This is a genomic window from Nocardioides cavernaquae, from assembly GCF_003600895.1.
GTDB lineage: Bacteria > Actinomycetota > Actinomycetes > Propionibacteriales > Nocardioidaceae > Nocardioides > Nocardioides cavernaquae.
In genome coordinates this window covers 3,184,687-3,209,751 of record NZ_QYRP01000002.1, presented here as the reverse complement: position 1 = coordinate 3,209,751, position 25,065 = coordinate 3,184,687, and the positions used below count along the sequence as shown (strand labels likewise).

General features: G+C 65.8%; 33 protein-coding genes and 4 tRNA genes. 19 read left to right on the top strand and 18 right to left on the bottom strand.

The window, feature by feature from the left end:
• The first annotated feature begins 4 nt into the window (after positions 1-4).
• The 7 genes from D4739_RS15480 to D4739_RS15450 all read left to right on the top strand — a co-directional run bounded on the left by D4739_RS15480 (position 5) and on the right by D4739_RS15450 (position 5,392).
• Positions 5-349 carry a hypothetical protein gene (locus D4739_RS15480; protein ID WP_147384970.1) on the top strand — a complete coding sequence of 115 codons (345 nt, stop codon included), beginning with the start codon at positions 5-7 and terminating at the stop codon, positions 347-349.
• Positions 350-351: 2 nt separating this feature from the next.
• Positions 352-1,431: a potassium channel family protein gene (locus tag D4739_RS15475; RefSeq protein ID WP_238473675.1), complete on the top strand. Its 1,080-nt coding sequence runs from the start codon at positions 352-354 to the stop codon at positions 1,429-1,431.
• Between the two features lie 3 nt (positions 1,432-1,434).
• Positions 1,435-2,409 (top strand): DUF389 domain-containing protein, encoded by a 975-nt coding sequence (locus tag D4739_RS15470; protein WP_120061439.1) that lies wholly within the window; start codon positions 1,435-1,437, stop codon positions 2,407-2,409.
• Between the two features lie 26 nt (positions 2,410-2,435).
• Positions 2,436-3,098, top strand: a complete 663-nt coding sequence (locus D4739_RS15465; protein WP_120061438.1) for a potassium channel family protein — start codon at positions 2,436-2,438, stop codon at positions 3,096-3,098.
• A 105-nt stretch (positions 3,099-3,203) separates the two neighbouring features.
• A complete protein-coding gene (locus D4739_RS15460; RefSeq protein ID WP_120061437.1) occupies positions 3,204-4,565 on the top strand; it encodes an HNH endonuclease in 1,362 nt (453 codons plus the stop codon).
• A 61-nt stretch (positions 4,566-4,626) separates the two neighbouring features.
• Positions 4,627-4,995: a hypothetical protein gene (locus tag D4739_RS15455; protein WP_147384969.1), complete on the top strand. Its 369-nt coding sequence runs from the start codon at positions 4,627-4,629 to the stop codon at positions 4,993-4,995.
• Between the two features lie 97 nt (positions 4,996-5,092).
• A complete protein-coding gene (locus D4739_RS15450; protein ID WP_120061435.1) occupies positions 5,093-5,392 on the top strand; it encodes a hypothetical protein in 300 nt (99 codons plus the stop codon).
• Between the two features lie 117 nt (positions 5,393-5,509).
• Here the strand turns inward: D4739_RS15450 and D4739_RS15445 are convergent, their stop codons facing one another.
• Entirely contained in the window at positions 5,510-5,908 is a 399-nt protein-coding gene (locus D4739_RS15445) for a hypothetical protein (RefSeq protein WP_120061434.1), read from the bottom strand.
• A 510-nt stretch (positions 5,909-6,418) separates the two neighbouring features.
• Here D4739_RS15445 and D4739_RS16970 point away from each other — a divergent pair.
• Positions 6,419-6,697, top strand: a complete 279-nt coding sequence (locus D4739_RS16970) for a hypothetical protein (RefSeq protein WP_182920506.1) — start codon at positions 6,419-6,421, stop codon at positions 6,695-6,697.
• A gap of 313 nt (positions 6,698-7,010) precedes the next feature.
• On the opposite strand, the gene D4739_RS15440 is transcribed toward D4739_RS16970, so the two are convergent.
• From D4739_RS15440 to D4739_RS15430, 3 genes are all read right to left on the bottom strand, one after another.
• Positions 7,011-7,379 (bottom strand): hypothetical protein, encoded by a 369-nt coding sequence (locus tag D4739_RS15440; RefSeq protein ID WP_120061433.1) that lies wholly within the window; start codon positions 7,377-7,379, stop codon positions 7,011-7,013.
• A 55-nt stretch (positions 7,380-7,434) separates the two neighbouring features.
• Positions 7,435-7,869 carry an SRPBCC family protein gene (locus D4739_RS15435; protein ID WP_120061432.1) on the bottom strand — a complete coding sequence of 145 codons (435 nt, stop codon included), beginning with the start codon at positions 7,867-7,869 and terminating at the stop codon, positions 7,435-7,437.
• Between the two features lie 118 nt (positions 7,870-7,987).
• A complete protein-coding gene (locus D4739_RS15430) occupies positions 7,988-8,344 on the bottom strand; it encodes a PASTA domain-containing protein (RefSeq protein WP_182920444.1) in 357 nt (118 codons plus the stop codon).
• A gap of 104 nt (positions 8,345-8,448) precedes the next feature.
• On the opposite strand from D4739_RS15430, the gene D4739_RS15425 reads away from it, so the two are divergent.
• Positions 8,449-8,688 (top strand): hypothetical protein, encoded by a 240-nt coding sequence (locus D4739_RS15425; RefSeq protein ID WP_120061430.1) that lies wholly within the window; start codon positions 8,449-8,451, stop codon positions 8,686-8,688.
• 83 nt (positions 8,689-8,771) lie between these two features.
• Positions 8,772-9,713, top strand: a complete 942-nt coding sequence (locus D4739_RS15420) for a DMT family transporter (RefSeq protein WP_120061429.1) — start codon at positions 8,772-8,774, stop codon at positions 9,711-9,713.
• Positions 9,714-9,716: 3 nt separating this feature from the next.
• Here the strand turns inward: D4739_RS15420 and D4739_RS15415 are convergent, their stop codons facing one another.
• From D4739_RS15415 to D4739_RS15395, 5 genes are all read right to left on the bottom strand, one after another.
• Entirely contained in the window at positions 9,717-10,115 is a 399-nt protein-coding gene (locus D4739_RS15415; protein ID WP_120061428.1) for a hypothetical protein, read from the bottom strand.
• Between the two features lie 105 nt (positions 10,116-10,220).
• Positions 10,221-10,562: a DUF2200 domain-containing protein gene (locus D4739_RS15410; RefSeq protein WP_120061948.1), complete on the bottom strand. Its 342-nt coding sequence runs from the start codon at positions 10,560-10,562 to the stop codon at positions 10,221-10,223.
• Entirely contained in the window at positions 10,559-11,434 is an 876-nt protein-coding gene (locus D4739_RS15405) for a class I SAM-dependent methyltransferase (protein ID WP_120061947.1), read from the bottom strand. The genes D4739_RS15410 and D4739_RS15405 overlap by 4 nt, the downstream gene beginning before the upstream one ends.
• A 74-nt stretch (positions 11,435-11,508) precedes the next feature.
• Positions 11,509-11,580 (bottom strand) — tRNA-Val (locus tag D4739_RS15400).
• A gap of 54 nt (positions 11,581-11,634) precedes the next feature.
• Positions 11,635-12,102, bottom strand: a complete 468-nt coding sequence (locus D4739_RS15395; protein ID WP_182920443.1) for a PGPGW domain-containing protein — start codon at positions 12,100-12,102, stop codon at positions 11,635-11,637.
• A gap of 133 nt (positions 12,103-12,235) precedes the next feature.
• On the opposite strand from D4739_RS15395, the gene D4739_RS15390 reads away from it, so the two are divergent.
• Positions 12,236-12,667 (top strand): SsgA family sporulation/cell division regulator, encoded by a 432-nt coding sequence (locus tag D4739_RS15390; RefSeq protein ID WP_238473743.1) that lies wholly within the window; start codon positions 12,236-12,238, stop codon positions 12,665-12,667.
• A gap of 90 nt (positions 12,668-12,757) precedes the next feature.
• On the opposite strand, the gene D4739_RS15385 is transcribed toward D4739_RS15390, so the two are convergent.
• Entirely contained in the window at positions 12,758-13,540 is a 783-nt protein-coding gene (locus D4739_RS15385; RefSeq protein ID WP_182920442.1) for an aminotransferase class IV, read from the bottom strand.
• 108 nt (positions 13,541-13,648) lie between these two features.
• On the opposite strand from D4739_RS15385, the gene D4739_RS15380 reads away from it, so the two are divergent.
• The 3 genes from D4739_RS15380 (at position 13,649) to D4739_RS15370 (ending at position 13,932) form a co-directional block, all read left to right on the top strand.
• Positions 13,649-13,721 (top strand) — tRNA-Gly (locus tag D4739_RS15380).
• A gap of 34 nt (positions 13,722-13,755) precedes the next feature.
• A tRNA-Cys gene (locus D4739_RS15375) sits at positions 13,756-13,829 on the top strand.
• Positions 13,830-13,857: 28 nt separating this feature from the next.
• Positions 13,858-13,932 (top strand) — tRNA-Val (locus tag D4739_RS15370).
• A 99-nt stretch (positions 13,933-14,031) separates the two neighbouring features.
• Here D4739_RS15370 and D4739_RS15365 read toward each other — a convergent pair.
• From D4739_RS15365 to D4739_RS15340, 5 genes are read right to left on the bottom strand one after another with little or no spacing between them, the layout of a single operon-like run.
• Positions 14,032-15,192 (bottom strand): site-specific integrase, encoded by a 1,161-nt coding sequence (locus D4739_RS15365; RefSeq protein WP_120061425.1) that lies wholly within the window; start codon positions 15,190-15,192, stop codon positions 14,032-14,034.
• A complete protein-coding gene (locus D4739_RS15360; RefSeq protein ID WP_120061424.1) occupies positions 15,189-15,389 on the bottom strand; it encodes a helix-turn-helix domain-containing protein in 201 nt (66 codons plus the stop codon). Before D4739_RS15360 ends, D4739_RS15365 begins: the two co-directional genes overlap by 4 nt.
• Entirely contained in the window at positions 15,382-16,935 is a 1,554-nt protein-coding gene (locus D4739_RS15355; RefSeq protein WP_220699311.1) for a replication initiator, read from the bottom strand. The genes D4739_RS15360 and D4739_RS15355 overlap by 8 nt, the downstream gene beginning before the upstream one ends.
• 11 nt (positions 16,936-16,946) lie before the next feature.
• Positions 16,947-17,207, bottom strand: coding sequence for a WhiB family transcriptional regulator (locus D4739_RS15345; protein WP_120061421.1), 261 nt, complete (start codon positions 17,205-17,207; stop codon positions 16,947-16,949).
• On the bottom strand, positions 17,204-18,148 hold the full coding sequence (locus D4739_RS15340; protein WP_220699310.1) for an FtsK/SpoIIIE domain-containing protein: 945 nt from the start codon (positions 18,146-18,148) through the stop codon (positions 17,204-17,206). The genes D4739_RS15345 and D4739_RS15340 overlap by 4 nt, the downstream gene beginning before the upstream one ends.
• A 192-nt stretch (positions 18,149-18,340) precedes the next feature.
• Between D4739_RS15340 and D4739_RS16965 the strand changes: the two genes are divergently transcribed.
• On the top strand, positions 18,341-18,481 hold the full coding sequence (locus D4739_RS16965) for a hypothetical protein (protein ID WP_182920505.1): 141 nt from the start codon (positions 18,341-18,343) through the stop codon (positions 18,479-18,481).
• Positions 18,482-18,669: 188 nt separating this feature from the next.
• Here D4739_RS16965 and D4739_RS15335 read toward each other — a convergent pair whose 3' ends face one another.
• The 3 genes from D4739_RS15335 to D4739_RS15320 form a co-directional block, all read right to left on the bottom strand.
• Entirely contained in the window at positions 18,670-18,876 is a 207-nt protein-coding gene (locus tag D4739_RS15335; RefSeq protein ID WP_120061419.1) for a hypothetical protein, read from the bottom strand.
• Between the two features lie 226 nt (positions 18,877-19,102).
• The gene (locus tag D4739_RS15325) at positions 19,103-19,321 is read right to left on the bottom strand and encodes a hypothetical protein (RefSeq protein WP_120061417.1); all 219 of its coding nucleotides are present in this window, start codon (positions 19,319-19,321) and stop codon (positions 19,103-19,105) included.
• The gene (locus D4739_RS15320) at positions 19,321-19,752 is read right to left on the bottom strand and encodes a plasmid replication, integration and excision activator (protein WP_120061416.1); all 432 of its coding nucleotides are present in this window, start codon (positions 19,750-19,752) and stop codon (positions 19,321-19,323) included. The genes D4739_RS15325 and D4739_RS15320 overlap by 1 nt, the downstream gene beginning before the upstream one ends.
• A gap of 148 nt (positions 19,753-19,900) precedes the next feature.
• On the opposite strand from D4739_RS15320, the gene D4739_RS15315 reads away from it, so the two are divergent.
• The 4 genes from D4739_RS15315 to D4739_RS15300 all read left to right on the top strand — a co-directional run bounded on the left by D4739_RS15315 (position 19,901) and on the right by D4739_RS15300 (position 25,029).
• A complete protein-coding gene (locus D4739_RS15315; RefSeq protein ID WP_182920441.1) occupies positions 19,901-20,677 on the top strand; it encodes a DUF5919 domain-containing protein in 777 nt (258 codons plus the stop codon).
• A gap of 109 nt (positions 20,678-20,786) precedes the next feature.
• Positions 20,787-22,241: an SIR2 family protein gene (locus D4739_RS15310; RefSeq protein WP_147384965.1), complete on the top strand. Its 1,455-nt coding sequence runs from the start codon at positions 20,787-20,789 to the stop codon at positions 22,239-22,241.
• Complete coding sequence (locus tag D4739_RS15305; RefSeq protein WP_120061414.1) at positions 22,238-22,837, top strand: hypothetical protein; 600 nt, start codon at positions 22,238-22,240, stop codon at positions 22,835-22,837. The genes D4739_RS15310 and D4739_RS15305 overlap by 4 nt, the downstream gene beginning before the upstream one ends.
• A complete protein-coding gene (locus D4739_RS15300; protein WP_120061413.1) occupies positions 22,834-25,029 on the top strand; it encodes an AAA family ATPase in 2,196 nt (731 codons plus the stop codon). The genes D4739_RS15305 and D4739_RS15300 overlap by 4 nt, the downstream gene beginning before the upstream one ends.
• The last annotated feature ends 36 nt before the right edge of the window (positions 25,030-25,065 follow it).

Here is a 25,065-nt window from a genome sequence, read left to right as displayed (position 1 = left end):
CCCCGTGGGAAACGTGAACCTGCCGACTCCTGTCGTCCTCGCCGGTGCCGGACTGTGCCTTCTGGGTGGTTACCTGGTCGGCGTCGTCGCTGGTCCGCCTGCGCCCGACCGCACCACGGCCGTCGTGACGAGCTATGAGGGTCCGACCCGCAAGCTCTGCCTCGAGGGTGAGGCCGTGTCCGAGCTCGACGGCGCGAAGGACGACGTGATCTGCGGAGTCTGGCGCCGCACCGACGACGCCGCGCAGCCCGCGAAGGGTGACAAGTTCAGGTTCGTCTCGACGATGAACAAGGGCCAGTCCGGCTCCGATGACGACGTCATCACCATCTTCGGCGAAGTCTCCGACTGACTGTGAGCGCTCGGGGTCTGGGCGCCGGCATCGGCGTCACGCTGCCGCTGCCGACACGGTCGCCGTGGTGGCAGCTCGGCCAGCGACTGCTGCTCGCCCTCTCGATCCTGGTCGGCACGGTGCTGCTGGTGTGGCTCGACGCCGACGGCTACTACGACGCGCGCGATGAGCACGTGTCGTTCCGCGACGCGATCTACTACACGACCGTCACGCTGAGCACGACCGGCTACGGCGACATCGCTCCTTCGACGGACACCGCCCGGATGATCAACGCGTTTGTGATCACCCCCGCGCGCATTGCCTTCCTGGTGCTCCTGATCGGCACCACCCTCGAGGTTCTCGCCTCGCAGGGACGCGAGATGTTCCGGGTCGCCCGGTGGAGGAAGCACATGGACCAGCACGTCGTCATCATCGGCTACGGCAACAAGGGCCGCAGCGCCACGACCACCCTGGTCATGAACGGCCAGGACCCGCGCAGCATCGTCGTCGTCGACCCCAGCCCGACCGGCGTCGAGGACGCCCATGCGGACGGGTACGCCGTCGTGGCCGGCGATGCGACGCGCCGCGAGGTGCTGCGTCGCGCCGAGGTCGAGAACGCGCGCCAGGTCATCATCACGACTGACCGCGACGACTCGACCGTGCTCGCCACGCTCACGGTCCGCCAGCTCAACCCCGCGGCGTACATCGTCGCGGCGGTGCGTGAGGAGGAGAACGTCCCGCTGATCCGCCAGAGTGGCGCCGACTCGGTGGTCACCTCCAGCGACGCGGTCGGCCGCCTGGTCGGCCTCTCGTCGCTGTCGCCGACACTCGGCGCGGTGCTCGAGGACCTGCTCACCTACGGCCAGGGCCTCGAGGTCGCCGAGCGGGAGCTGCTGGTCAACGAGGTCGGCAAGCAGCCGCAGTCGCTCACCGACCAGGTGATCGCGGTCGTGCGTGACGAGAAGGTCTACCGCTACTTCGATCCCTCGGTGACCCTGCTTGCCCGCGGCGACCGGCTCATCGTCGTACGCCCCGCCCAGGAGCTGCCGTGGGCGCCGCGCCCCGGCACCCACGGCGAGGAACTCGCGGTGGAGAGGGACTGAGCCGTGCTGCGGTTGCGGGTCTCGTCGCCTTCGGAGACGACCTCGGCCGTTCTCGCGCTGCTGCAGGCGGACCCCGCGGTCTCCAGCCTTGCCGTGATCCGCGGCGCGTCCATCGTGCCGTCGGGCGACCTGGTCACCGCGGACCTCGCGCGTGAGGGAGCCAACGAGATCGTCGAGGGCCTGCGCGCTCTCGGGGTGCACCGCACCGGCACGATCCACCTCGACGCCGTCGACACCTGGATCTCCCAGGATGGCTTCGACGCGGAGAGGCGTACGCCGGGCAGCAGCGCCGACGCGGTCGTCTGGGCCGCCGTCGTCCAGCGCGGCTACGACGACAGTGAGCTCAACTGGACCTTCCTGACCTTCATGAGCCTCGCCACCGTGCTTGCCTCGATCGCGATCGTGCTCGACTCCCAGATCCTGGTGATCGGCGCGATGGTGCTGGGCCCGGAGTTCGGAGCGGTCGCGGCGCTCGGAGTGTCCCTCGTGCGGCGGCGCTGGACGTTGCTCCTGGCGTCCTCCCGGGCACTGGTCCTGGGCTTCCTCTGCGCGATTGCGGTGACGGCCGTGTTCGCGCTGGTCACACGGTGGCTCGGCTGGATCACGCTCGCGCAGGTCACCGCTCCGAGGCCGGCGACCGGTTTCATCTACACACCGGACAAGTGGTCGTTCATCGTCGCGCTGATCGCGGCGGCCGCTGGGGTCCTGTCCGTGACCTCCTCGCGAGTCGGCGGTCTGTCCGGCGTCTTCATCTCGGTCACCACCATCCCGGCGGCCGGCAACCTCGCCCTCGGCCTCGCGTTCTGGGTGCCCTCCGAGATCTGGGGGAGCGTCCAGCAGCTCGCGCTCAACCTCACCGGCATGGCGGTTGCCGGATGGCTCACGCTCGCGGTCCAGGAGCGTGTCTGGAATGCGATCTCGCTCCGCCGTGCCCGGCGGATCGAAGCGCGTCGGCGGTCGGATCTGTTCGACAGCTGAGGACGTCTCGCTGCGAGCATGGGCGCATGACTCGCGTGCAGCGCTGGGAACGGCGCACTGAGATTCCTCTGCTTCTGCTGGCTCTTGCGTTCCTCGTTGCGTACGCGTGGCCGGTGGTCGATCCCCGCCTGGAGCCGGACCTCGAACTCTTCCTCCGGTTCGTCTCGTGGGCGGTGTGGGTTGCCTTTGCGGTCGACTTCGCCATCCGGCTCGTCCTTGCTGGGGATCGCCGTCGGTACGCGCTTGTCCACTGGTACGACGTCGCGCTGATCATCCTTCCGGTGCTGCGGCCGCTGCGCCTGCTCCGTCTCCTGGCGTTGATGCGGATCCTGCACCGGAGTGCGGCGACTTCCCTGGTCGGGCGCGTGACGGTCTATGCGGTCGGGGCGGCGGTGATGGCAGTCGGGCTGGGAGCGGTAGCTGCCCTCGATGCCGAGCAGGACGCGGCCGGCGCGAACATCACGGCGTTTGGCGACGCGCTCTGGTGGGCGACCTGCACCGTCACAACCGTCGGTTACGGCGAGGTCTACCCGGTCACGACGACCGGGCGGCTGGTTGCAGTCGTGCTGATGGTGATCGGGATCGCGATGGTCGGCGCTGTGACCGCTTCGGTTGCGGCGTGGTTGGTGAGAGCGGTCGAGGTGGGGGAGACGCGGCCCAAGGACCTGTCCGCGGGTGTCGACAGGTGAGGCATGGCCTGTGGGTGAGAAGTGGGCTCTGACCTGCGGAAATAGTTTCCACAGATCGGTCTGCGGGGGTTCCATCCGTAGGCTGATCTCGATAGAATCGAGAACATGTTCGAACCTTCGCAGGCCCGGAGAGGCCCGGCACCCGCTGGGCCCTTCGGTGTGCCCGGAGGTGTGCCTGCGGGTGTGCCGGTGGGAGCGGCGGCGGTGCAGTCCTGGACGTCGGCGCTGTTGTCGGTGTCCCGGGCCCTGGACGACGGTGAGCGCATCGACCTGCTCCGCGCGCTCGAGGAGCTGACGTGTGCTGCGGCGGGTGCGCAGGTGATGGTGACCGCTGACTTCGACGCCTCGCAGCGCGCCGAGCAGGCCGCCCAGGGTGTGCCGGTGGCGCGGCAAGGTCGCGGGGTCGCCTCGCAGGTGGCGCTGGCTCGACGCGAGTCCCCGTTCCGCGGCAGGCAGCACCTGGGCATGGCCAAGGTCCTCCCGACCGAGATGCCCCACACACTGACTGCGTTGCGGGCTGGTCTGATCACCGAAGACCGCGCGAAGGTGCTGCTGCAGGAGACCGCGTGCCTCACCCTCGAAAACCGGATCACGATCGACCGTGCGATTGCGGGTGACCCTGAGGCTCTGTCGGACTACTCCGACAAGCAGCTGATCGCTGACGTCCATCGGCTCGCCTACAAGCTTGAGCCGGGTTCGGTGATCGACCGCCGCGCCAAGGCCGAGGCCGACCGGCGGGTGACGCTGCGGCCGGCGCCGGACGTGATGAGTCAGCTGTCCGCGCTGCTCCCGGTCACCCAAGGCGTCGCCGTGTTCGCCGCGTTGAGCAAGGAAGCCGACCGGCTCCGCGCCGCGGGCGATGGACGCTCCCGGGGTCAGCTGATGGCTGACCTGCTCGTCACCCGGGTCACCGGCGCTGCTCCTGTGACGCCGGGTGGTCCGCCGGTGGTGCCGGTCGCGATCAACCTCGTGGTCTCGGACCAGACACTGCTGGGCGGCTCCGATGATCCCGCGCATGTCGACGGGTTCGGGCAGATCCCCGCCGACCTGGCCCGGCAGCTTGCGCACGACACGCTGGATGCAGGGCTGAAGGTCTGGCTCCGTCGGCTCTATGCCTCACCGGATGGTCGTCTCGTGGCGATGGACTCCCGCGCTCGTCTGTTTCCCAAGCTGTTGGCGAAGCTGATGATCTTCCGCGACCGGGTCTGCCGCACGAAGTGGTGTGGGGCGCCGATCAGGCACCTCGACCACGCTCTGGATCACGATCAGGGTGGTCCGACCTCCGCCCGCAATGGTCAGGGGCTGTGCGAGATGTGCAACCACGCCAAGGAAGCGCCGAACTGGCGGGCCGGACCGTCCCCGCACGGTCCGCCAGAAGACCAGGCGATCGTCACGACCACCCCCACCGGACACTCCTACGTGTCCCGGCCGCCACGAGCTCCCACTCCGTACGACGGCGCTGCCTGACCCGCTCGTTGTGCCCGGATCTGGCGAGATCCGTGCACGCCCTCAGCGGATGGATAGGTTGATGTTCATGCTTGGTGCCAGGACCAGTGACATCGCGAACGATCTCCTCGCATTCTCAGAGGCGGCCGCAGCCGAGTGGATGATCGGCTGCACCGACGACGAGCTCGTTCGAGTCTGCTCAGTAGCGGACTGGCTTCTCCTGCACGGACCGACGACCAAGTCAGGGGCAAGTATGCAGCTGGCGAAGGCCTGCGCCTTGGCCGCGGTTTACGTCATGGAGGGCGCACCCCGCGAACTGGCGAGCGGCCGACGCGCGCGAGTGCCGGATGGCGCACAGATCTCTGACGGGCGCTGGCCCAACTACGCCCTGCAGGAGGCTGCGCCTCGGCACTACGGCGTTGGCGCAGACGCAATCGCCTACTGGGCGTGACCCCATATCGAGGTCGAGCGCGTCGGCAATCCGCCCTCACCTGCCGCAAGGAGGGCGTTTTCCTGCGCCCCGCTTCTCAGGTCGACATGATCAGCAGATGGAACTGGCAGCACGCGCCCGCTTGACCCAATGGCCCATCGGCTTTGCAATCGGGGCTGCCTGCGGCGTTGCCGTTTGGGTCGTCTACTTCGTGCAAGCAAGTGTCTTCGACGGACTCTTCTGGGATGTCTTTGTACTCCCCGTCCTTGGAGTGGTCGCGCTGGCGTCGCTTGCAGCCGCAGCACGGTCCCGGACCCGCAGACGATGGTGGTTCGGGTTCGCCGGCGGCGCGGTCCTGATGGTTCCGGTGGCGGTGCTCGTCTTCATCCTTCTTTTCGCGATCCTTGGCCTGGCATAGAGCACGCACAAACCGGGAAGCACTCATCTGCCGCGACCAGTGCGGACCTGCCGATGGTGGTCGCGTGGTGATGGTGCGGCCATCCGGGGTGAGCCCAGGCAGAGCATCCGCCACCCTCTAGTCGAGTTGGGTCAAGGATGAGCGGAACAGTGCACCGCCAGACTTCAGATTCCGCAACTCGAGGCCAAGCATTAAGGGCGCAGCTACAACCGCCAGTGCGGACGCGACGACCAAGCTCGTACCCGAGGGAAGTACCACGGTCAGCGCAACAAAGAAGGCAATGAGAATCGCCGCCGACCGGCGGCTTTGGCGATCGTTTTGGGGCTTCATGGCCCAGGGTGCAAGTTGGTCAAGGCGGTAGCCGAACCCAAATGCAATCGGGATTGCTAAGGCTAGGAGAAGAATCCGGTCCGCATGTTCCATGGACACGGTCTGCTCGATGAGGCACCTCCTGACGGCGAACACCAGGATCGTGATCCAGGCAATTGCCCGCAGAAGTACGGCGTGCACGCTCACGCTTGAGCCCGGAAAGTGACCGCTCGAACAATGTCGTTGAGCTGATTTCGGAGGTGAAAGCGCAGGATCACGGCCATACTCGGCAGCCTATGGCTCGGCGCGGCGGCCCGCTCGGACATGCCGGTTCAGACCTACTCTGATTCCGTGCTGCTGACCAGTGACAACGTGGAGCGTGAGTTCGGCCTGACGTTTCCGCACAAGGCCGCGGCCGTCGCTGAAGATGCGGGCACCGATCCCGCTGGCCGAGTTGACTAGGTCTTCGCCACGAGGTGATGAGCGAGGCCCTGGATGATCCAGTCGCGCTGCGGTTGGTCTTCGACTGGATCGATCGTCTCCTAGGCGCCGACGACGACATGATCGACTACTGGACGCACGCTCACGAATGCGGTTTGGGCACCGCACGTCGAGGCGTTCGGAGGCCCGCTTCTCAGGCAGGCATGGGAAAAGTAGCGAAGGCGATATGACCCGCTCAGCCGCGATGACGGCACTGCTTTCCGTCATGAGGTGGACATGCGCGAAGGTCCTGATGACGAACAGTTCACGTTGCTGATGCGGACGGAGATCGCCGCCGGCGGACAAGGGTGGGTACCTGACGTTCTGTCTGGCCAGGCCGATGGGCGATGGAGCGCGACGCGACCTTTCGCCAGGGCGACGCTTGTCTGGACGGTTGAAGCTGCGAGCCACTTTGAAGCCATGACCCTCTACTGGAAGCGTCAAGGGTGGGGCGTGAACACGACCGACTTCCCTGACGTAGATGGGCAGTCGTACGCCTCGCGCAACTGGGAGTGATCCGGCCTCACAAGCCGCGGGTGGTCGGAGCTGGGATCCTTGCGGCATGAGGATCTTCCGCTGGCTTGGGCTGGGTAAGCGAGTTCCCACACCGGACCCCGCTACCCCCGAGGCAATCGCTGCGGCATGGGAGCGAGTCGCGCGGGACTGCCGGTGCCCTGACATCTACTACTGCCCGTCGTCCGTGGACATCGAATGCCCTAGGCACGGCGGCTTCGCGACGTGTTGCGCTCACCCTGAGTTGCACGTCAACGCCCGCTGAATCCGCTCGCTCATGCCGCTGATACAGCGGGAACTGCCGATGTTCGCTCGATCATTCAGCCGACTCGCGCCAGCGTTTGAGCGAGGCCAAGTCGCGCCGGTGGACCCATAGGCGGTGCCCAGCGACCGTGACCCTGCTGTAAGCAAGGTGGCCCCGCTCCACGACGAGGTCATGTCGATCGGCTGAGGCGAGCAACTTCTTTGGCGTGGGCCCGGTCCACGCAGTCCAGACCTGGACCTCGCCGGCAGCGAGCGCGAGGATCCGCCAGCGCGTGAAGAGCAACTCCCAGTTGCCGAACCCGCTAAACGCTGGGTACATGCCAGAGAAGGCAGGGACAGCGTCATCGACAGTCGCCCCTGACTGGCCGAACCGTCGAATCAGGAGCTCGGTCTGCCGACCGTCCCGCGAGTCCTTGTCCACGCCCTTCAGCCTAGTAACCAAGTGCGCGGATCTGCCTCGAACAGGATGCGACGGGTCAGCGCTCGAGGATCCTCGCGAGTACGTCGAGGTTGGCCCGCATGCCTCGCTTGAAGAAGCGTTCTGCCACCGGTCCGAGAAGAGCCGCGGGCCCTGTGAGTCCGGCTGCACCGATCGTGCCCTCGAGCGTGAGCCGGGTCGCCGCGTCACGTGGCTCGACGATGTAGCGGTAGGCAAACGGCGTCGGGCCGCTGATGGAAGAGAAGGTGACCTCGCGCCCACTCTCGTAGCCGGTGATCTCAACCTCGTTGTGCGCGGAGCCGCCAGGTAGTTGCCGGTGCACCTCATATCGCGTCCCGAGCCCTCCGGTGCCGGCGATGCAATCGACCCGATGCACGGCGGAGTACCACTCGGGCGTAGTCGTGAAATCGGAGACGAAGGCGAAGACTGTCGCCGGTGAGGCAGCGATGTCGAGCCTCAGCTGGAAGGTCATGCAGGCTTCCTCACGGGCGTAGGGGCGAGGGACTCCCTAACCAAAGGCTAGAACGATCATCAGCCGAGGCGCGGCACGGCGGAGCGAGTGGCGCGATCATGCCGCTGTGCCGTCACTACTACGGCCCCTCCTCGACAAAGATCCTGATCGGGGTCTCAGCAGTGAGGACCGTGCCCGGGGCTGGAGACTGATCCACATACGTGCCGGGTTCGGCACTGCCCGTGCGCCTCGTGCGTGCCTGAATGACGGTGTCATTCCCGGCGGCGTCGAGTGCGGCACCCAAGAGCTCCTGGCCATCGAGATAGGACATCCCGACCAGGTCGGGCATGACTGGCTCGACGACGCTCGGCGCCTCGGGCGCCTTCTCAACTACTGGTGAGGTGTCAGGCCGCACCTCTGGAGAATCGGCGCCGCACGCGGTCAGCGTGGTGAACAGCGTGATCCCGACAAGGGCACGCGAGGCGAGCGACAACATGGATTCTCCTCTGCGGGTCGACTGACGGTAGGCCGTGCGCGTCGATGAGCGCATGTCTTCCGATGGTCGGACGCCAACGGTCGGAGCGGGTTAGCGTGACGAGCATGTTCAACGTCGGGCAGCAGACTGCCGTTCGCGGTGCCTTCGAGCTCGCCGGCTACGTCGGTGAGCTCAGGACCCTTCCGCTGGGATCTGGCGACGAGGTCTGCTTCGTGCTGGATCAGGAGGACCTTTTGGCGCTCACCGGCGACGAGCGTGTCCTGGAGCAGGTTCTGGAGCAGCTGCTTGGTCGGAAGGTCTGGGTCCTGGCATCCGTCGATGACAGGACCGTGCCCTTCGAGTGAAGTCGAACGCACTCATCTGTAGCCGCGGAGGGTGTGCCGACAGCGTTCACAGGATTGATTGCCCGGGTCGATAGGTTTCAGCGGTGACCACCACCGCACGCGCTTCCCGGCGCACTCGGATCGGTTTGCTCCAGGTCTGCGCAGCGGGCGTCCTCTGGGGGACCGGTGGCCTGGTGGTGACGTTCCTGCACGAGCGCGACGGGTTTGGAGCGATGACCGTCAGCGCGTGGCGGATGGTCATCGCGGCAGTCGCGTTGATCGTCTTCGCAACTGCCGCACGGCGGGGACGCGCCGTCCTGAGAACGATGCGGGAACACCCGCTGTTGGTGACCCTCGTTGGTTGCGGCACGGCCACCTATCAGGGCCTCTACTTCGTCTCTGTCCTGATGGTCGGGGTCAGTGTCGCCACGGTCGTCTCGTTGGGGCTCGCCCCGATCCTCGCCGCCACGTGGGAGCACCTCGCGGCAGGGACCCGGCCATCGCGGCGACAGGTCGCGGTCCTCGCCGGAGCGCTCAGTGGGCTGGTGTTGATCAGCTTCGCTGCGGGTCATGGATCGGCGGCGCCGAGTGACGAGCCAGCGCTGGGTCTGCTGCTTGCGGTCGCGGCCGGAGCGACGTACGCAGGCACGACGGTGCTCGGGCACCGGCTCTCCCAACAGGTCGAGGCCATCGCGTTGACGACGTGCGCCACAGTGGTGGGCGCGATCGTCCTGGCCCCGTTCTTCGTCGTCGCAGCCGTGACGGGCGCACCTGTCCTCACACCGGATCCGGTCTCGCTGACCTTGCTGGCCTACCTCGGGATCGCGACCATGGCGCTGTCGTACGGGCTCCTGTACGCAGGACTGCGGACCACGTCTGGATCCGCAGCCACGGTGGCCACGCTCGTGGAGCCGTTGTCTGCCGCAGCATTGGCGGCCGTGCTGCTTGGCGAGCGGCTGCCTTGGCTCGGAGTCGTAGGGGGAGCCCTGATCCTGGCGGCGGTCGTTGCGCTGAACCCCGCCGAGGAATATCCCGCGCCGGTCTGAGGGTCAATGGCCTGGGTTGACCAGCCCGACGTTGCTGCGTGTGGCTGCAACGGCGGCCGTGATGGCGGCGGTGATGGCGAGCAGGGCCAGGAGCGCGCCGGTGCCGCCGACCAGGATCATGCCCAGTCCGACGACCCACAGGCCGGACTCATCAGTCGTCGCCGCATCCTGGCCCCACGCGACCGCGAAGCCGAGGACCGCGGCCGGCGCAAGCGTGAAGATGGCGACGACCCGGCGACTCAGCAGGTACGCCGCGACGGCGGCGACCGCGATGGACGCGCCGCAGCCGATCACCTGCCAGGCGCGATAGGGGCCCTGCGGATAGCCGTCCACGAGGTAGTACTCGTGGTCCCACCCCAGCCAGGCGAACCACATGGCCGCGGAGAAGAGGGCCAGTGCCACTGAAACACCAAGAATCCGGACCATGGTCGATGCTGACATCCGGTGAGGGCGGAGTTCGAGCGTAGAACTACTCAACTTCGTCGCCCGGTCGACCGTCGCAGAGGATCAGGCCCGCAGGACCTTCTCCATCGCCTTGCCCTTGGCCAGCTCGTCGACCAGCTTGTCGAGGTAACGGATCTTCTGCATCAGCGGATCCTCGACCGACTCGACGCGGACGCCGCACACGACGCCGGTGATGAGCGACGCGTGCGGGTTGAGCTCGGCGGCGTCGAAGAACTCCTCGAACGTCGTGCCGGCGGCGAGGTGGCCGGCCAGGGCTGACTCGTCGAACCCGGTGAGCCACTCGATCACCTCGTCCAGCTCGGCCTTCGTGCGCCCCTTCTTCTCCACCTTGGTGACGTAGTGGGGATAGACCGAAGCAAAGCTGGTCGTGAAGATGCGGCTCATGCGGGTGCCTCCGTCCATGCCTCGATGACCCGCGCCAGGCGGGCTCCTGCGTGCAGCCGGGCGGGTACGCCGAGCGCGGGGTCGTCCAGTCGATGGAGTACGACGCGGTCGAATCCGCTCTCGTGGAGCGCCTTCTCGGCAGCCGGGGCATCAGCGAAGTGGAAGTGGATCCGGCCACGGACGAACGCTGCGAGCAGGACGCCGAAGCCCCGGGCTGCGCCGCCACGAAGCTCGCCGGAGAGGTGCAGGTCGGAGATGTAGACCCCGGCCGGGAACCGTGCCAGCTCCGCACCGAGGCGACCCCAGAGCGTGCGGACGGCCTCCGGCGGCAGGTAGTTCAGCAGCCCCTCGGTGATGATCGCCGTGCCGCGCGTCGGGTCGAGCGAGGCCATCACGGAGGCGAGGCTGCCCGGCCCGTCCTCACGCAGCGCGTCGAAGTCCACGACCGCGTGCGTCGTGCTCCGCGGCAAACCCTCAAGAGCGCGCCGCTTGCGGTCTGCCATCGCGGGCAGGTCCGCCTCGACGTAGGCCAGCGCCTCGCCGTACTGCTCGGAGAAGCGCTGCCCCCGCGGCGACATCCCGGACGCGATCTCGACGACCTGGCTGATCCGGCCGTCCTTGATCGCGGCGTGCAGCAGGTCGTCCATCACCTGGTGGCGGCCGAGCAGCAGGCCCTCGAGCGTCGGTCCACCGAGGCGCCCGCTGACGGCATTGAGAGGCGCGAGCAGGCCGTGCAGGACCGCGCCAGTCCTGGTGTCCAGCTCTGCCGGTCCGAGACCGTTGCGTGCCCACACGTGCCCTGTGTAGTGGGCCGTCGGGCTCACCGCGTCGGGGCTGCGGCGAAGGCGGGGGAGGCGCTTGGACGGGGTCACCACGCGAGCGTAGGTGCACCGGTCCACAACAGCCCAGAAATGCACCAAGGCCCCGCCGGAGCGGGGCCTGTCGGTGGGCGATACTGGGTTCGAACCAGTGACCTCTTCGGTGTGAACGAAGCGCGCTACCACTGCGCCAATCGCCCGTGTGGTGCGCCGGGAACTCTAGCGCACCAGCGGCCCCAAACCCGAAATCGGGGTCACATGCCCGGGAGCTCGGGCACGACGTCGCTGATCGACTGGATCCGGTCCCAGCTGCTGATCGCGAGCCCCGGCCAGCCGTACGCCGCGATCAGGGCCGCCGCAACACCGAGCACCAGCACTGTCGCCAGGAGTCCCAGCAGCAGTCGACGGCGTCGTACGGCCGGGTCCATGTTCTTCACCTGGGCGGTGGACTTCTCCAGCCAGGCGCGGGCGCGCTGCAGCAGCTTCTCCGCCCAGGCCCACTCCGTCGCGAGGATCGCGAGACCCGCGACGACGATCAGGAAACCGGGGCCGGGGACCGGGCCGGTCATCACGGCGCCGGCGAGGACGATCGCCACGCCGATGACGGTGACGACGACCTTCGTGGCGAGGCCGGTGACCGGGTTGGCGTGGAGGCGCGTGTGGAGCCGCTTGGCCGCATTCGGCCGGGGCTCGGTCTCGGGTGGGCGCTCCTCAGTCGTCACATGCAGAGCCTAGCCGCGGGTGTGAGCGGGACCACGTGACACTCGTCCAGAAAAACCGCGTCATGGTGTCGCACTTGCTCCGTTCCTCTCCCACAGGGCCACGGAGCGGCCCAGTCAAGGCGGAGGCAACGTGATGATGTTCGAAGGCGAGATCCACACCGGTTCGGTCACCCAGTCAGTGGCTATGGACTGCGTCGACGGTGCGGGGCAGACCCTGTCTCTCGACGCCGACCTCGGCTACTCGACGACTGACCCCTACGCGGTCACGACCACCTTCCACACGGGTGGCGGCGACGTCATCTGGACCTTCGCCCGCGACCTGCTCATCCGCGGTCTCACCTCGCCCTCCGGCGACGGCGACGTCCACGTGTGGCCATGCCTCGACGCCTCCGGCCAGGCCGTCGTGATCGTCGAGCTCAACTCGCCCGACGGTGAGCTGCTCGTGCAGATCCCGACGAAGGACGTCTACCGCTTCGTGAACCGCACGCTCAGCGCGGTCCCGCTCGGCTCCGAGGGCGACTACCTCGACCTCGACGCGCTGATCAACCAGCTGATGGCTGCCTGACCCCCACAACTCGGACGCGCGACGCTGGTACGGACTCTTTGAGGGAGGAGCCCGTCACAGCATCGGCCCACTGCCAGAGCCTCGTTCCCACTAGGGATCGAGGCTCTGTGCTTCCCGCTCGGCCCACACCCTGGCGACCTCGGTGGTGACGGGTCCGGGCGCGCCGAGCGCGCGGCCGTCGATCGCGTGGACGCCCTGGACGTTGCGGGTGCTCGACGCGAGGAAGACCTCGTCGGCTTCGAGGAGTACGCCGAGGGGCGCGTCGACCTCGCGCGCTCCGAACCACTCGAGCACCAGGTCCCGCGTGACGCCCGGGAGGCAGCCGGACTCGAGAGTGGGCGTCCGCAGCTCCCCGTCGAGCACGTAGAAGATGTTGGAGCCGGCGCCTTCACACAGGTCGCCGTTGAGGTTGGCGAGGATCGCCTCGCCCGCGTCATGCTTCGCTGCGTGGGCGGTGCTGAGGATGTTCTCGGCGAACGCGGTCGACTTGATGCCGACCAGCGGGCTCCGCTCGTTGCGGGGCCAGGGCGAGGTCACGATCGCCGTCGTGGGGGAGTACGACGCGAAGGCGGTCGACGTGATCGCCAGTGTCGTGCCGGTCCAGGTGATCCTCAGTCGCTGTAGTGGGTGGGCCTCTGCGGCCAGGACCTCGGCGACCCCTCGGCGTACCAGGGCGTCGTCGGGGGAGTCGATGCCGAGGACTGCCGCACCGTGGTTCAGGCGGGCGAGGTGTCTGGTCAGCGCGAACGGGGTGCCGTCGAGCACCTTGAGGGTCTCGAAAACCCCGGCCCCGACCGTGAAGCCGCGATCAGTGACCGCGACCGCGGGCGCGTCGGGATCCGTGACGATGTGACCGTTCACCCATGCCTGCACAGGGCAACCCTCCCATTCGACGCGCTGACGGACCCCCGATTTTGCACGCCGTACCCGTTCGGCTAATGTTCTCGTCGTTGCCCGAGCGGTTCGCCGGACGGGTAGCAGGCGGACATAGCTCAGTTGGTAGAGCGCAACCTTGCCAAGGTTGAGGTCGCGAGTTCGAGTCTCGTTGTCCGCTCGGAGAGGTCTCTCCGCAGAAGTTTGGCCTCCGCGGTGGGTTGGCCGAGAGGCGAGGCAACGGACTGCAAATCCGTGTACACGGGTTCAAATCCCGTACCCACCTCCACACCCACCAGCAATACAACTCAAGACCCGGGCGATTGGCGCAGCGGTAGCGCGCTTCCCTGACACGGAAGAGGTCACTGGTTCAAACCCAGTATCGCCCACCACCATGAAACAGCCCCTGAACAGCGGAAACGCGGTCAGGGGCTGTTCGCATTTCGTCCTCCGTCCGCTGCTTTCGCGGGCCTGAGGGACTAACTGAGGGACTAACGGGTTTCATCGGATTCACTCGGCATGTCGAAGAGGGCATCCATCGCCGTCGCGCCGGTTTCAATGATCGGCCGTAGCTCGTGGCGGTAGACCTGCTCGGTGACACGGGTGCCCCTGTGGCCGACCGCTCGAGCAATGTCCTCGATGCTCAGGCCCGACGCTGACAGCAGTGAGACGAAGGAGTGCCGTAGGTCGCGCGGCGTCCAATCGTCGGGATCGATGCCTGGGACGAGTTTGAGGGCCCGTCGGAAGTCGCGCCGCACGTTGGCAGCGTCCATGGCTGTCCCGTTCGAGGTCGCGAAGACGATTCCCGGATCAGCCCAGGTCGTCGACTTCAGACGGAATTCGGCCTGACGGACGCGATGTTCCCTGAGCCGCTGGGTCACGAGTGCCGGCAGCGCGATCGTGCGCCGCGACTTCGGCGTCTTGGTGTCTCCGGACCGACGAACGGAATGCCACACCTCGACATGCGGCGGATCTGCCTCGAGGTGGACATGCTCCCAGCGAAGCGCCCGGAGCTCCTCGGTGCGCGCCCCGGTCAGGAGTGACATCACGATGTACGCGTGCAGCGGATCGTCGATTGTGTTGGCGACCACCGCCTGGGCATGCTCCATCGTGAGCGACTTGGACTTTCGACCTTCTCGTCCACGGGGCACTTGGCAGAGATCCACTACGTTGCGATCGACCATGTCGCGGCGCATCGCCTGCATGACTGATCGCTGAAGGATCCACCGCACTCGGCGGAGGCTGCTTGTCGACAGACGTGGTGCCAGGTCGTGCATCCATCTGTCGACTTCGTCCGCTCGAAGTTCGCGGAGCTTTCGACCGCCTAGTTTCGGGATGATGTGGTTGTCGATCATGTTCTTGTTGCGTTTGCGCGTCTCGTCGTCGACGTTGCCTTGCCCGTACTCGAACCAGTCGCGCATCGCATCCGAGACCTTGTAGAACTCGGACCCCACCGCGAGCCCGGCTTCGTAGGACTTGACCCGCTTGGCCAATTCCCGCAGCGCGGCCGACTTGCTCGTGCCGGAGGCCTTGCGTCGGATCCGCTTCCCGCGGGTGTCGTATCCGACGGTCCTTTCCGCGATCCAGCGTTCGCGCTTCTCGTCCCAGTGCACACCGCCCTCATTCCGTGGGCGGCGCTGCTTCGTGGTCATGCGGCGTCCCCTCCACTCGCTGTCTCGACGTACTCCCCGAGCGCCGAGATCGGGACCAACCTGAGCCGGCCTTCTTTGAGAGTGCGCAGCCGGCCCGAGCGGATCAGCTCGTAGACCCGGTCACGACTCATGCGCAGCGCGCGTGCGGCCTCCTCAACTGTGTAGACGACCGGCGGCACTTCGTACTTCTCATCCATCTTCCTTCCCTTCCCGAGATTGCCGAACTGGTTGTCCACAGGCTTCGGGCAGCCGCGGGCCGGCACGGATGGCCTCCTTGGCGCGCTTGTACTCGTCCGTCCAGGCGCGTCGCTGGCGGATCGATCGCGCGATGGTCGCGGCGTAGTTGCGTTGTTCGACAGGAATGTCCTCCCAAACGAAGCGGGGGAGTCCGTCATCAGCCAGAACGTCGGCCGCGAGGCGTCGTGCTTCCGGTGCATTGATGCCGGCTTCCTCAAGGACAGCCCTGACCACCGCCGATCGGTCAGCACGGTGCTCGCCCAAGGTCTTTCCGGTCCAATGCCTCGAGACGAGAACGCGGCGGCCGCCCAACCCGAGGAACTCCCGATCGTGCGCCTTCGATGAGCACTGGCCTGGGACAAGGTCCGGCTCGGCGTCCTTTGGCGTTATCCCGAACCGGAGCCAGTTGGCGCAGGTCTCGGAGCAGGGGAGCCAGCGGACCTCGCCGAAGAGCCGATTGATGTGCGCTTCGTATGCCGGGTCCGGATCTTCGGGGTCGGAGTAGGTCTCGGCGATCGCCTTGGTCAGGTACTTGCAGAGGTAGGACACAGCTCGGCCGGTCTCTTCCGAGCCGCCGACGATGCCCTTGATGTCGAGCTGCCTGCCGAACCGCACGACGTGCATGGGCTCGCCCTCAACGTCGACCTGGTCGAGCGCTTCCTCCCATGACGGCAGCAACTCACCGGTCTCCGGGTCGAAGTAGCACAGCGTCACCGGATCCCATTGCGGCAGACGATCACCGCGCCCCTCGTCGTACTTCACCACCTCCACCGAGGGCCACCAGACGGCGCAGTACGTGGCAGCGGTGACCTGGCGCAGTACCGAGCGTGGGATGGCGCCGCGAAGGGCGGCATGCAGGTGGGGCGCCAGTCTTCGCTGGGGCTCGACCGTGGCGAAGTACTGCACCTTGTAGCCGGCGCAGCGGCGCAGGTTCTGCCACCACCGATCGACTGTCCGCGAGAACAACATCGCGTCGAGGGCAGCGCGCCGGTAGTCGTACCGGTTGGGGTCCGTCGGCGCTCCGGTGTGAGCGTTGATCTTGCCGTAGCTCGGCAGGGTGAGCGTGATGAACATCGACGGCCGGAAAGTCGCGCCCGTCCGGGGGTCGACGAACTTTCGGCCGACGCTGGTGTGGTCGGCCTGGACCTTCGGCAGATCCGGGAATCCCTCGAGCCGCCGCGTCGACCGTGTACGCCGATCGGTTGGGCCGTCACCATCGCCGGGATCGTCATCCTCCGGCTCACCTTCTGGATCCGGGTCTTCGGGCGGGAGCGGGTCGTCGACCAGGTGCCACCCTTCGCGACACTGCTGCATCCGGAGCCGACGTGCCTTGTCAGCACACGACGGACAGACGCTCGCTCGAGTTGAACCGCAGGGGATGGGCACCGAGGTGACATCACCGGTGGCTCGGTCGCTGACCTTTCGCAGCAACGGACGCCGGCACACACCGACCTTGTCTGCCCCTGCCTGAACCATCTGGGTGTCGATGGGCGGCGCGGTGAACAACGACGAGGTACTCATGCCGCGTCACCCGGGCCGTAGACAGGATTGCGCGTCGTCCCTGCCCAGAATCCAGCGCTCACCTCGGCATCGCGCGTGAAGACGGTGCACTCGACCGAGACCGGGCACCGCTGGCAGAGGTAGCGCATCAGGTCAGATGAGTACGTCGGCACGCGGAAGTTGTCAGTCCACGGCAGACCAGGCGCCTCAATGCACAACGAGTCGCGCATCCAGTCCGTCGAGAACTCCCTGCTGGTGGGTCGTCCTGGTCTGGTCATTCGTCGTCACCTCCGATGGGTGCCACGAGGGACATCTCGCGTGGCTTCCGCGGTGTCCGGGGCCGCCTGGGTGATACGACGTCCCACTCGCCGTCGCCAGCGAAGTCATCCAGGTTGTCGTTCGCCGGCAGCTCGACGAGGACATTCGCGCGATTCGTGGTCGCAACCGCGGCGATCACCTCGTCAGGCCAGTAGTCGGCCCGGACGCGATCCACGGCTCCGGTGTCGTCGACGATCCATGCCGTGCCCGGAGCCCGCGGTGAGATCCGGTGAGCGGGGGCGATCGCCGCCGCGCCTTCACCAAGGACCATGACCGTTTCCTCGATGGACCGGAGCCGCAGCGCGACAGTCTGGGTGAAGAGCCCGCGCATCGGCACGACGTCCTTGCGCGGGTCCTGGACGCAGGCCACGACCACAACACCGAGGGCCCGGCCTTGAGTGAGGATCTCGCTGAGCAAGCGCTCCGCGTCTCGCCGGATCGTGATGTCGGAATAGGCGGTGAGGGCGGCGAGCTCGTCGATCACCAGCACGTGCAGTGGATCGCCTGGCCTCGGCTGGTGAAGACGGCTGTGTCCGGCCATCTTCGTGCCGCGCTCGTCGATTACCTGGAGCAAGGACTTCAGGACGGCGAGCGCATCGCGTGGGTTGTACGCCGCGGCTGAGAAGAGCCCAGCACCCATCTGCAACTCGACACCGCGCTTCAGATCGACGCCCCACAGCCGGACAAGGTCCCGGCGAACCGCAGGGGAGAGGCCACAGCAGAGTCCCCAGAGCACTGACCCTTTGCCAGCCCCCGAGCAGCCGGCAATGAGTGTGTGGCGACCGCGAACGACGAGCTGCCATGTCGCACCGCTCTGGCCTCGGCCGAGGGTGACCTTGTCGTACGTCGGCAGAGGGCTCGCAGCCGCGGCTTGAACAGGTGCCGTCAGCGAGTCATGCATGACGAGCTCGATGACCGTGGAGTACCCAGCGCGGCGTCCCTGTGCAGGTCGGACGCGGTATGTCGCTGCCCTCAGGCTGGCTGCCAGCTTGGGCGCCGCAGTGTTGAGTTCTTCAATGGTCTGACCTCGCCGGGTTTCCACGGTGAGTTCAAGCACCGAGCCGTAGGTCCGGCACCGAAGCAGGCGGGGGACGTGGATCTGCGGATCGAGATCGCGACCCTTTCTGAACGGGGCGGCAAGACCGCACTGCTGCATGAGGTCTGCCCAGCGTTCATGGACGCGTCGACGCCAGGAGCGTCGGCGAACCGGTGCGGCGTACCGCTGCTCGAATGAACCGGCTGACGCCACGCTCCAAATGAGCAGCGCCGGAATCGGCGCCCAGGCGACGACGGCGGCGACCCGGGCGAGAGGGTCAAGTCCCGCGATCGCCGCAGCACCTGAAACCACCAGACCCAGACCTGCCCAGTTCCGCCAGGTCACAACGAGCTGGACGACCGTGGCCCCGAGGCTGATAGCGCGACTCACCGTGACTCCAGTTGGCGGATCGCCCGCTCCAGGCGGCTGGCCCCGTCTTCGAGCAGCGACAAGGTTGAGAGCGTCTGGTCAGCGATAGAGGGGGAGTACCGGTCAACGAGAGTTGCGGCGCGGTGAACCTCCTCGCCTGCTTCCCTCAGCAGGCGGTACGCCGCTGTCAGGTCCTCCCTCATGGCTGCCACTGCGGTCGACATCAGAGCCACCTCACGTTCGAGGTCGCGTCCTGACGGCTCAGGAGGTCTCGGTTGAGGTCATCGACGAGCTCGTTCACGAGGTAGCGAACTCGTCCAGCGTCTGCTTGGTGTGCGCTTTCCGCGTCTACAAGGCACTTCATGACGAGGCCGAGGGAGTCGGCTGCGTCGTTGGCGGCTCGGACCGCTGAGCGGATCAGGCTGGCCGCTTCCAGTTGCTCGATCGACATCACAGCGCCACCTCGTCGTCCTCGCCGTCGCGCGGCACCTCGGAGATCACACGGCCCATGAGGTTGTCGGACGCGAGCGCGAGGCTTGATGCAACGGCCTCGAGGCGGGGGTCGGTCAGCGCCAGCGTCTGCGCAGCTGACGTCAGCGACTCGGCCGCATCACTGATGAATGCCGCGGCGCTCAAGTACGACTCGCGTTCGTCAATCAGCCGGATCATCACGCCGCCGCCTTCGAGTCGGAGCCGCCTGAGCGGGCCTGGCCGGGAGCGTGGATGCCGCTGGCCCGGATCGACCACTGCAGCTTGGGACGTTCCTTGTTGGAGTCGTCGATCCACGCGGTCAACGTGAGCCCAGAGAACTCGACGAGGGTGAACGGCGTACCCGACTTGTTCTCGGGCGGAACCGGCTGGACCTTCGCGGCGACCTTGACGCTGACGGTCTTCTCCTTCTTGCCGGCGTAGGGGTCGGCGTCGATCACGTTGATCTGCCAGACCGGGAGGCCGTTCTCCTTGTCGACGGCCTGGGCCTTCGAGCCGTCGGGCCGAGCGGGTGCGTCGAAGTCCGCGACCGGCTCGAAGGCGTCGAGGATATAGGCGCCGTGTGAGAACACGTCACCGTGACGAACGTTGATGCGTCGCTGAACTGCCATGGGTCTTCCCCTTCTCGGTTGGGAGCTGAAGTGCTCACAACCGAGAAGACCGCAGGGGCTGGGGATAACTACACCACCCTGGTGGACGCTTCAGGACGTCTGTGGGACGGTGGAAACGTCCCTCAACGTCTCGGGAATGGGGATGGACATGTCGAACGAGCGACTCCGGAGCGCGCTCCTGAAGCGAGGTCTGACCTACGCCGATCTCGGCGAGAAGGTCTCGGTAGATCCGAAGACCGTTGAGCGCTGGGTGACGCAGCCGCGAAGGCCGCACCGTGCACATCGCCTGAGAGTTGCCGCCGTCCTGAGCGAGGACGATGGGTTCCTGTGGCCCGAAACAGCGAACGACCGGGCGTCGGTATCAGCGAGCCAGGCGGAGCTTGTCGAACTGTTCCCGAACCGGGGGTCGGTGAGCTCGGAGTTCTGGCTGTCGACGGTCGATCGGGCGGTCGATCAGGTCGACCTGCTCGCGTACGCCGCTTCCTTCCTGCACGACGCGTTGCCGGATTTTGCGGATCTCCTCGCGACCAAGGCACGCTCAGGCGTACGGGTCCGTCTGCTGTTCGGCGATCCCGACTCGGAGGCAGTGGAGCGGCGCGGCCGGGAGGAAGGCATCGATGATCTGCTCGCTGCTCGATGCCGGCTCACCTGGAGCTACTGGGCCCCATTCCTGGAGGAGCAGGGGATCGAGGCACGCATGCACGAAACGACGCTCTACAACTCGCTGTTCCGCTTTGACGACACGCTGCTCGTGAACACCCATGCGCTCGGAGTCGCTGCCAGCCACTCACCCGTCCTTCACTTGCAGAAGGTCGCGGGCGGCAGACTATTCGCGCAGTATCTCCAGAGCTTCGAGAGTGCTTGGAGTGCGGCTGATCAGTCAGTCCTGTCCGTGGCGATCGATGAAGGACGACCCCAACGTTAACGCGACAAGGATCGGACGCGGGGCACGTGGTTGGGCGGTAGTCCGGCTTTCCAAACCTCGATTCCAGGGTTCCCTGACGCGCAACCAGCGCACTGCGTAGGCTCACGCCGTGTATCAGCCGCAGCCACTTTCGACGCCGCCAGGCTCGCTCGCGGTCAGGCTCGCGGGTCTGGCGACTAGCAACCAGCTCACCATCTACGCCGGCGCGGGCATCTCAGCCGCAGACCCGACTTCGCTCCCCGGGGCAAAGAGCTTGGCAAATCTGATCTGGCGAAAGCTATCCCCCCTTATGGACCTGGGGGATGTAGATGAGTGGGATCTCCTATGCGTTGCAAACGCAGTTGCGGCTCACCCTGCAGGCAGCCAACTGCTGCGGCAGACCGTGCTCGGGGTCGCCGACATGACAGGCGCCTCGTTCAACTACGCCCACGAAGTTGTCGCCCTTCTGCTGTGCGAGGGCGTCGCCACGGTGCTCGAGATGAACTATGACAATTGCATTGAACGCGCTGCGCAGCCCGAGATCCCGATGGTCGTCAGGACTCCGACTGAACTCCTGCACGGCTCTAGCAGCGCACTAATGAAGGTCCACGGATGCGCGACGCTCCCACAGACAATGCTGGTGACGAGCGCCGATCTTGAAGGTGTCGGCTTTTGGGCCGACGCGATCGTGCGAGCGAACCTGAGCCAGAACCACTTCGTTTTTATCGGAATCGGGAGCGTCGCCGATTATGTTCAGGCCTCTCTCGAAACGGTTGTCGGCGCGGTCGGCAACGAACACCTTTACCTTGTCGACCCGGCACTCGCGGATTGGGAGGTGGCCGAGCCTCCGTTGGACTGGAAGGTCCTGCTCGGTGATCTTCCGCTCGAACAAAGAGTGGCTAGCCCAGCCGAGGAGTTCTGCGACGCCCTCCTGCGTGCGTATGTCCTGACGGTCTGCCAGTCCCTAGCCGAAACCGTTGACGGGTTTCCGCCGGAGCATCCTCAGAAGCAGGGCGTGCAACAACTTCTGTCTGCCATCCATGCCGTTGACGGTGTGAAGGCTCTGCGGTGGCTCAGGGGCATTTCCTGGGGATACGCACCCGGCACGAGTGTCGCATCGTCAGCGGTGACCCTCGAGGTGCTGGTCGCGTTGAGCGGCTTGATGGGAGCGGTTTGGGGTGCCCCCGCGTTGGGCTCCGAAGTAATGGGTTTCAGCCCGCTGACAAATTCTGCGCACGATGAGAGGTTCGATGTGATGCCGCTTTTGTCTGGGCACGGTGCCCGCGGACCGGCGGTTGTGAAGGAAGCCGAGCGGCGCGTCGCCATGGCTCGAAGGTCGGGGGACCTATCGACCGATGCGCCGGTTCTCGTCGTCGCGGGAGGACACCTCGGATCGCTTGGTTCAGCGGAGCTCCAGGCGGGTCGGATGTCGAACCTTGACGACGTGCTTGCTGACGCGAGGCGCACAATGGACGGCCTCGCTTTCGACCTCATTGGCAGTTCGGAACCAAGTCACCTCATCGATGGCCCCGCCGCGGGCCACATCCTCTATGTAAGAGCGGGAAGCATAGGAGAGGTGTCGTGACCGTCCCTGCCGAACTTGCGGACCTTGAACTGCTTGAGTTGTCTGAATCCGTCATGTCCGGTGCCGGTTACGTAGTTCAAAAGGCTGGCATCGAGGGTGCGCAGGTGCTCTTGGTGGAGAACGACGACAACATCGCTGTGATTGCCGCGCCGATCACCTTGCAACACCTCCTCGAAATCGAGCCGCTAGTAAGTCGCTCACTGAGCGAGAGGCTGGTGGCGGGACCGCCAAATCGCAAACGGTGGGACGCGTTCGTAGTGTTCCTGTGTGCGCAGGAGGCCACGACCGAAGAGACAGAACCGATCGCGGATCTCGTGAACAACCTTCGGTTTGCTCGACGGTTGGTAAGAATCGGAGTTGCTCCGACCAGGGCGGGTGTTTCTCGGTCTCTTCGTCCGCTCCTGCCCCTCCCAACCGCCCACGACAAGCCGCTCCTCGATCCACTCGACGAGCTGCGAAGAATTCTCGTAGTGGATGGGCTTGATGTCGCGGTGGTTCAGGCTGCCGTGGACGACTTCCAGGTCGCCGTCCCGAGCAGCGAAACGAGCTATCAGAACAGTGTGAGAGACCGAACCGAAATGGGTGACGACGAATGAACGCGGAGGTCGACGGCGCTGTATCAACCACGGACAGTCGACTCGTCACGCTTGCGATCGAAGGATTCCGGGGTTTCAACCGTCGGGTAGAACTCGATTTTGACGCATCGGCAGTGCTCCTTCATGGCCCTAATGGAAGCGGAAAGACAAGCGTCTTCGATGCTGTCCAGTGGCTTCTCACCGCAGACATTCCGCGGCTGGCGCCCTTTGGCCTTCGCAGGACTGATCAGTACCTACGAAACGCTTTCTCCGATGTCACGCAAGCGCATGTTAGCGCCACATTCCGAACCAGGACTGAGCTCATTCGAGTCACCCGGCGGGGCGACCTTCGTTCGTCACTCCTTGAGGTTGAGGACTCCAATGGTCGTGTGAGCGGACCGGTGGCCGAGGACAGGATGCGATCGCACCTAGCTCCCGGAGCTCTGCCGCTTGCCGAGGTGCTCCACACCAGCGGACTTCTGCAGCAGGACGACCTCAGGCAGATCCTGAAGACGAAGCCCGACGAGCGGTATCGACAGCTGATGAGGTTGCTTGGGCTCGAAGCGCTTGAGCAGTTTGAGCAATTTGTTCGCGAAAGAAAGACTGCCGCGCGAGCTCGCCTTGCTGGCAGTGAGCGCTCCTATGAGGAGGCGGTTCGCAAATACGAGAGCGCGGTCGAACAGCTCGAGACATCCGAACTTCAGGTAACGCGCGTTGCGCCGCCTGCAGACATCCGTGCTGCGATCCAGCAAGCCCTGCTTCCTCACAACGCATGGAGATTCGAAGTCGTACAGCCAGATCTCGACGGACTACCAGAGCTGTCTCTTGATATCGGGCGTCGTCGTCGCGAGATCTCGACCTTGAAGCAGCGGTTGCTCTCGTGGCCTTCGAGGCTTCCTGACGGTCAGGAAGCCTCCGTCGGCGACCTCGCCGCGGGGCGCAGCGCCGCAGACAGGGAACTGGCTGATGCGGTACAGGCACTGGCATCAGCACAACAAGCGCAAGCGCGCGCTGCGAGCGAAGGCGACAGTCTGGCGCGGTTAAGTGCTGCCGCTCTTCCGTTGCTGCCGGACGCACACGCGTCCGCTCAATGCCCTGTTTGCTTGAGTGAAATCGATCCAGTCGCGGTGCGAGATTCTCTGACCAAGCGTTCGCACGACGGCGAAGCGCTAGCTGTTGCCAACGACATCCTTCGCGCAGCGCAGGTGCGACATCGCGCTGCTGTGGATCGAGTGGCGGACGTGGAATCGGCCGAAGTCGCACAGGAGGATCGTGAAGCACAGCGATCGGCGTGGCAGCAAGAGGTTGCGGAGTATCGCCGGCTCCTTGACGAACTGACGACTCCATCGATATCCGGCTTCAACGTGTCTCGTCCGCATCCAGGTTTGCACGCGGACACCGCCGATGGGTTTCAAGCCATGCGCGAAGAAGTCGGCGACTATCTGGCTGCTCTGGACGCTGGCGCGAGTGCTGTAGAGGCGGCGCTCCAGATCCTGTCGCAGCAGCAAGCAGCCACCCGCCTTGCGATCGAGCGTCAGAATGCGCTTCCGAGGCAGCGAGAGACTGTCGCTCTGCTGAACAGTGAAATCGAGCGAATGGCTACGGTGGTCGAACGAGACCGGAAGCACGCGACAGCGTCTTCGTCATTGGCAGACAGCACGATGTCCGCGAATTCCTCGATCTTCCGTAAGCGCTTCCAAACACTGGAGCCGTTGATGAACGACGTCTACTCCAGGCTCGACCCGCACCCGGCATTCACGCACCTTAGTTTCAACGTGGAGTCGTTTAGATCGAGGCCAACAGCGTCGGCCACGGTGCTGGATTCTGAGCGCGACATCAGCGTCAACCCGATGCTGATCTTCTCGTCGGCTCAGGCGAACATTGTCGTCCTGTCTGCGTTTCTAGCGCTCGGCTGGGCCGCCGGAAATGGCAGCCTTCCGTTCGTAATGTTGGATGACCCGCTACAGGCCATGGATGACGTGAACGTGCTGGGATTTGCAGATCTCGCAAGACACCTCCGCCGAGATCGTCAGGTGATTCTCGCGACGCACGAGGCCCGCTTTGCAGATCTCCTCGCGCGAAAGCTCTCGGGAGTTCGGCCGGGAGAGACTCTCCTCGTTCACAAATTTACGGGTTGGAGCAGGGGCGGGCCCGAGATCGAGACCAGTGCGTTCACTCCGGTCGACGAGGCACCTCGGGTTCTCACAGCCTGATCCGCGGGTAGACGACCTAGTGCCAGGCAGGGCCAC

What these genes read in the sequence shown, in the direction of transcription:
- D4739_RS15320 (WP_120061416.1), bottom strand. Translation starts at nt 19,752, where the DNA reads ATGGCAGTTCAGCGACGCATCAACGTTCGTCACGGTGACGTGTTCTCA.
- D4739_RS15435 (WP_120061432.1), bottom strand. Translation starts at nt 7,869, where the DNA reads ATGACCTTCCAGCTGAGGCTCGACATCGCTGCCTCACCGGCGACAGTC.
- D4739_RS15315 (WP_182920441.1), top strand. Translation starts at nt 19,901, where the DNA reads ATGTCGAACGAGCGACTCCGGAGCGCGCTCCTGAAGCGAGGTCTGACC.
- D4739_RS15460 (WP_120061437.1), top strand. Translation starts at nt 3,204, where the DNA reads ATGTTCGAACCTTCGCAGGCCCGGAGAGGCCCGGCACCCGCTGGGCCC.
- D4739_RS15450 (WP_120061435.1), top strand. Translation starts at nt 5,093, where the DNA reads ATGGAACTGGCAGCACGCGCCCGCTTGACCCAATGGCCCATCGGCTTT.
- D4739_RS15430 (WP_182920444.1), bottom strand. Translation starts at nt 8,344, where the DNA reads ATGTTGTCGCTCGCCTCGCGTGCCCTTGTCGGGATCACGCTGTTCACC.
- D4739_RS15335 (WP_120061419.1), bottom strand. Translation starts at nt 18,876, where the DNA reads ATGTCGACCGCAGTGGCAGCCATGAGGGAGGACCTGACAGCGGCGTAC.
- D4739_RS15325 (WP_120061417.1), bottom strand. Translation starts at nt 19,321, where the DNA reads ATGATCCGGCTGATTGACGAACGCGAGTCGTACTTGAGCGCCGCGGCA.
- D4739_RS15365 (WP_120061425.1), bottom strand. Translation starts at nt 15,192, where the DNA reads ATGACCACGAAGCAGCGCCGCCCACGGAATGAGGGCGGTGTGCACTGG.
- D4739_RS15340 (WP_220699310.1), bottom strand. Translation starts at nt 18,148, where the DNA reads ATGCATGACTCGCTGACGGCACCTGTTCAAGCCGCGGCTGCGAGCCCT.
- D4739_RS15345 (WP_120061421.1), bottom strand. Translation starts at nt 17,207, where the DNA reads ATGACCAGACCAGGACGACCCACCAGCAGGGAGTTCTCGACGGACTGG.
- D4739_RS16970 (WP_182920506.1), top strand. Translation starts at nt 6,419, where the DNA reads ATGCGCGAAGGTCCTGATGACGAACAGTTCACGTTGCTGATGCGGACG.
- D4739_RS15465 (WP_120061438.1), top strand. Translation starts at nt 2,436, where the DNA reads ATGACTCGCGTGCAGCGCTGGGAACGGCGCACTGAGATTCCTCTGCTT.
- D4739_RS15360 (WP_120061424.1), bottom strand. Translation starts at nt 15,389, where the DNA reads ATGGATGAGAAGTACGAAGTGCCGCCGGTCGTCTACACAGTTGAGGAG.
- D4739_RS15410 (WP_120061948.1), bottom strand. Translation starts at nt 10,562, where the DNA reads ATGAGCCGCATCTTCACGACCAGCTTTGCTTCGGTCTATCCCCACTAC.
- D4739_RS15455 (WP_147384969.1), top strand. Translation starts at nt 4,627, where the DNA reads ATGTTCATGCTTGGTGCCAGGACCAGTGACATCGCGAACGATCTCCTC.
- D4739_RS15425 (WP_120061430.1), top strand. Translation starts at nt 8,449, where the DNA reads ATGTTCAACGTCGGGCAGCAGACTGCCGTTCGCGGTGCCTTCGAGCTC.
- D4739_RS15390 (WP_238473743.1), top strand. Translation starts at nt 12,236, where the DNA reads ATGATGTTCGAAGGCGAGATCCACACCGGTTCGGTCACCCAGTCAGTG.
- D4739_RS15300 (WP_120061413.1), top strand. Translation starts at nt 22,834, where the DNA reads ATGAACGCGGAGGTCGACGGCGCTGTATCAACCACGGACAGTCGACTC.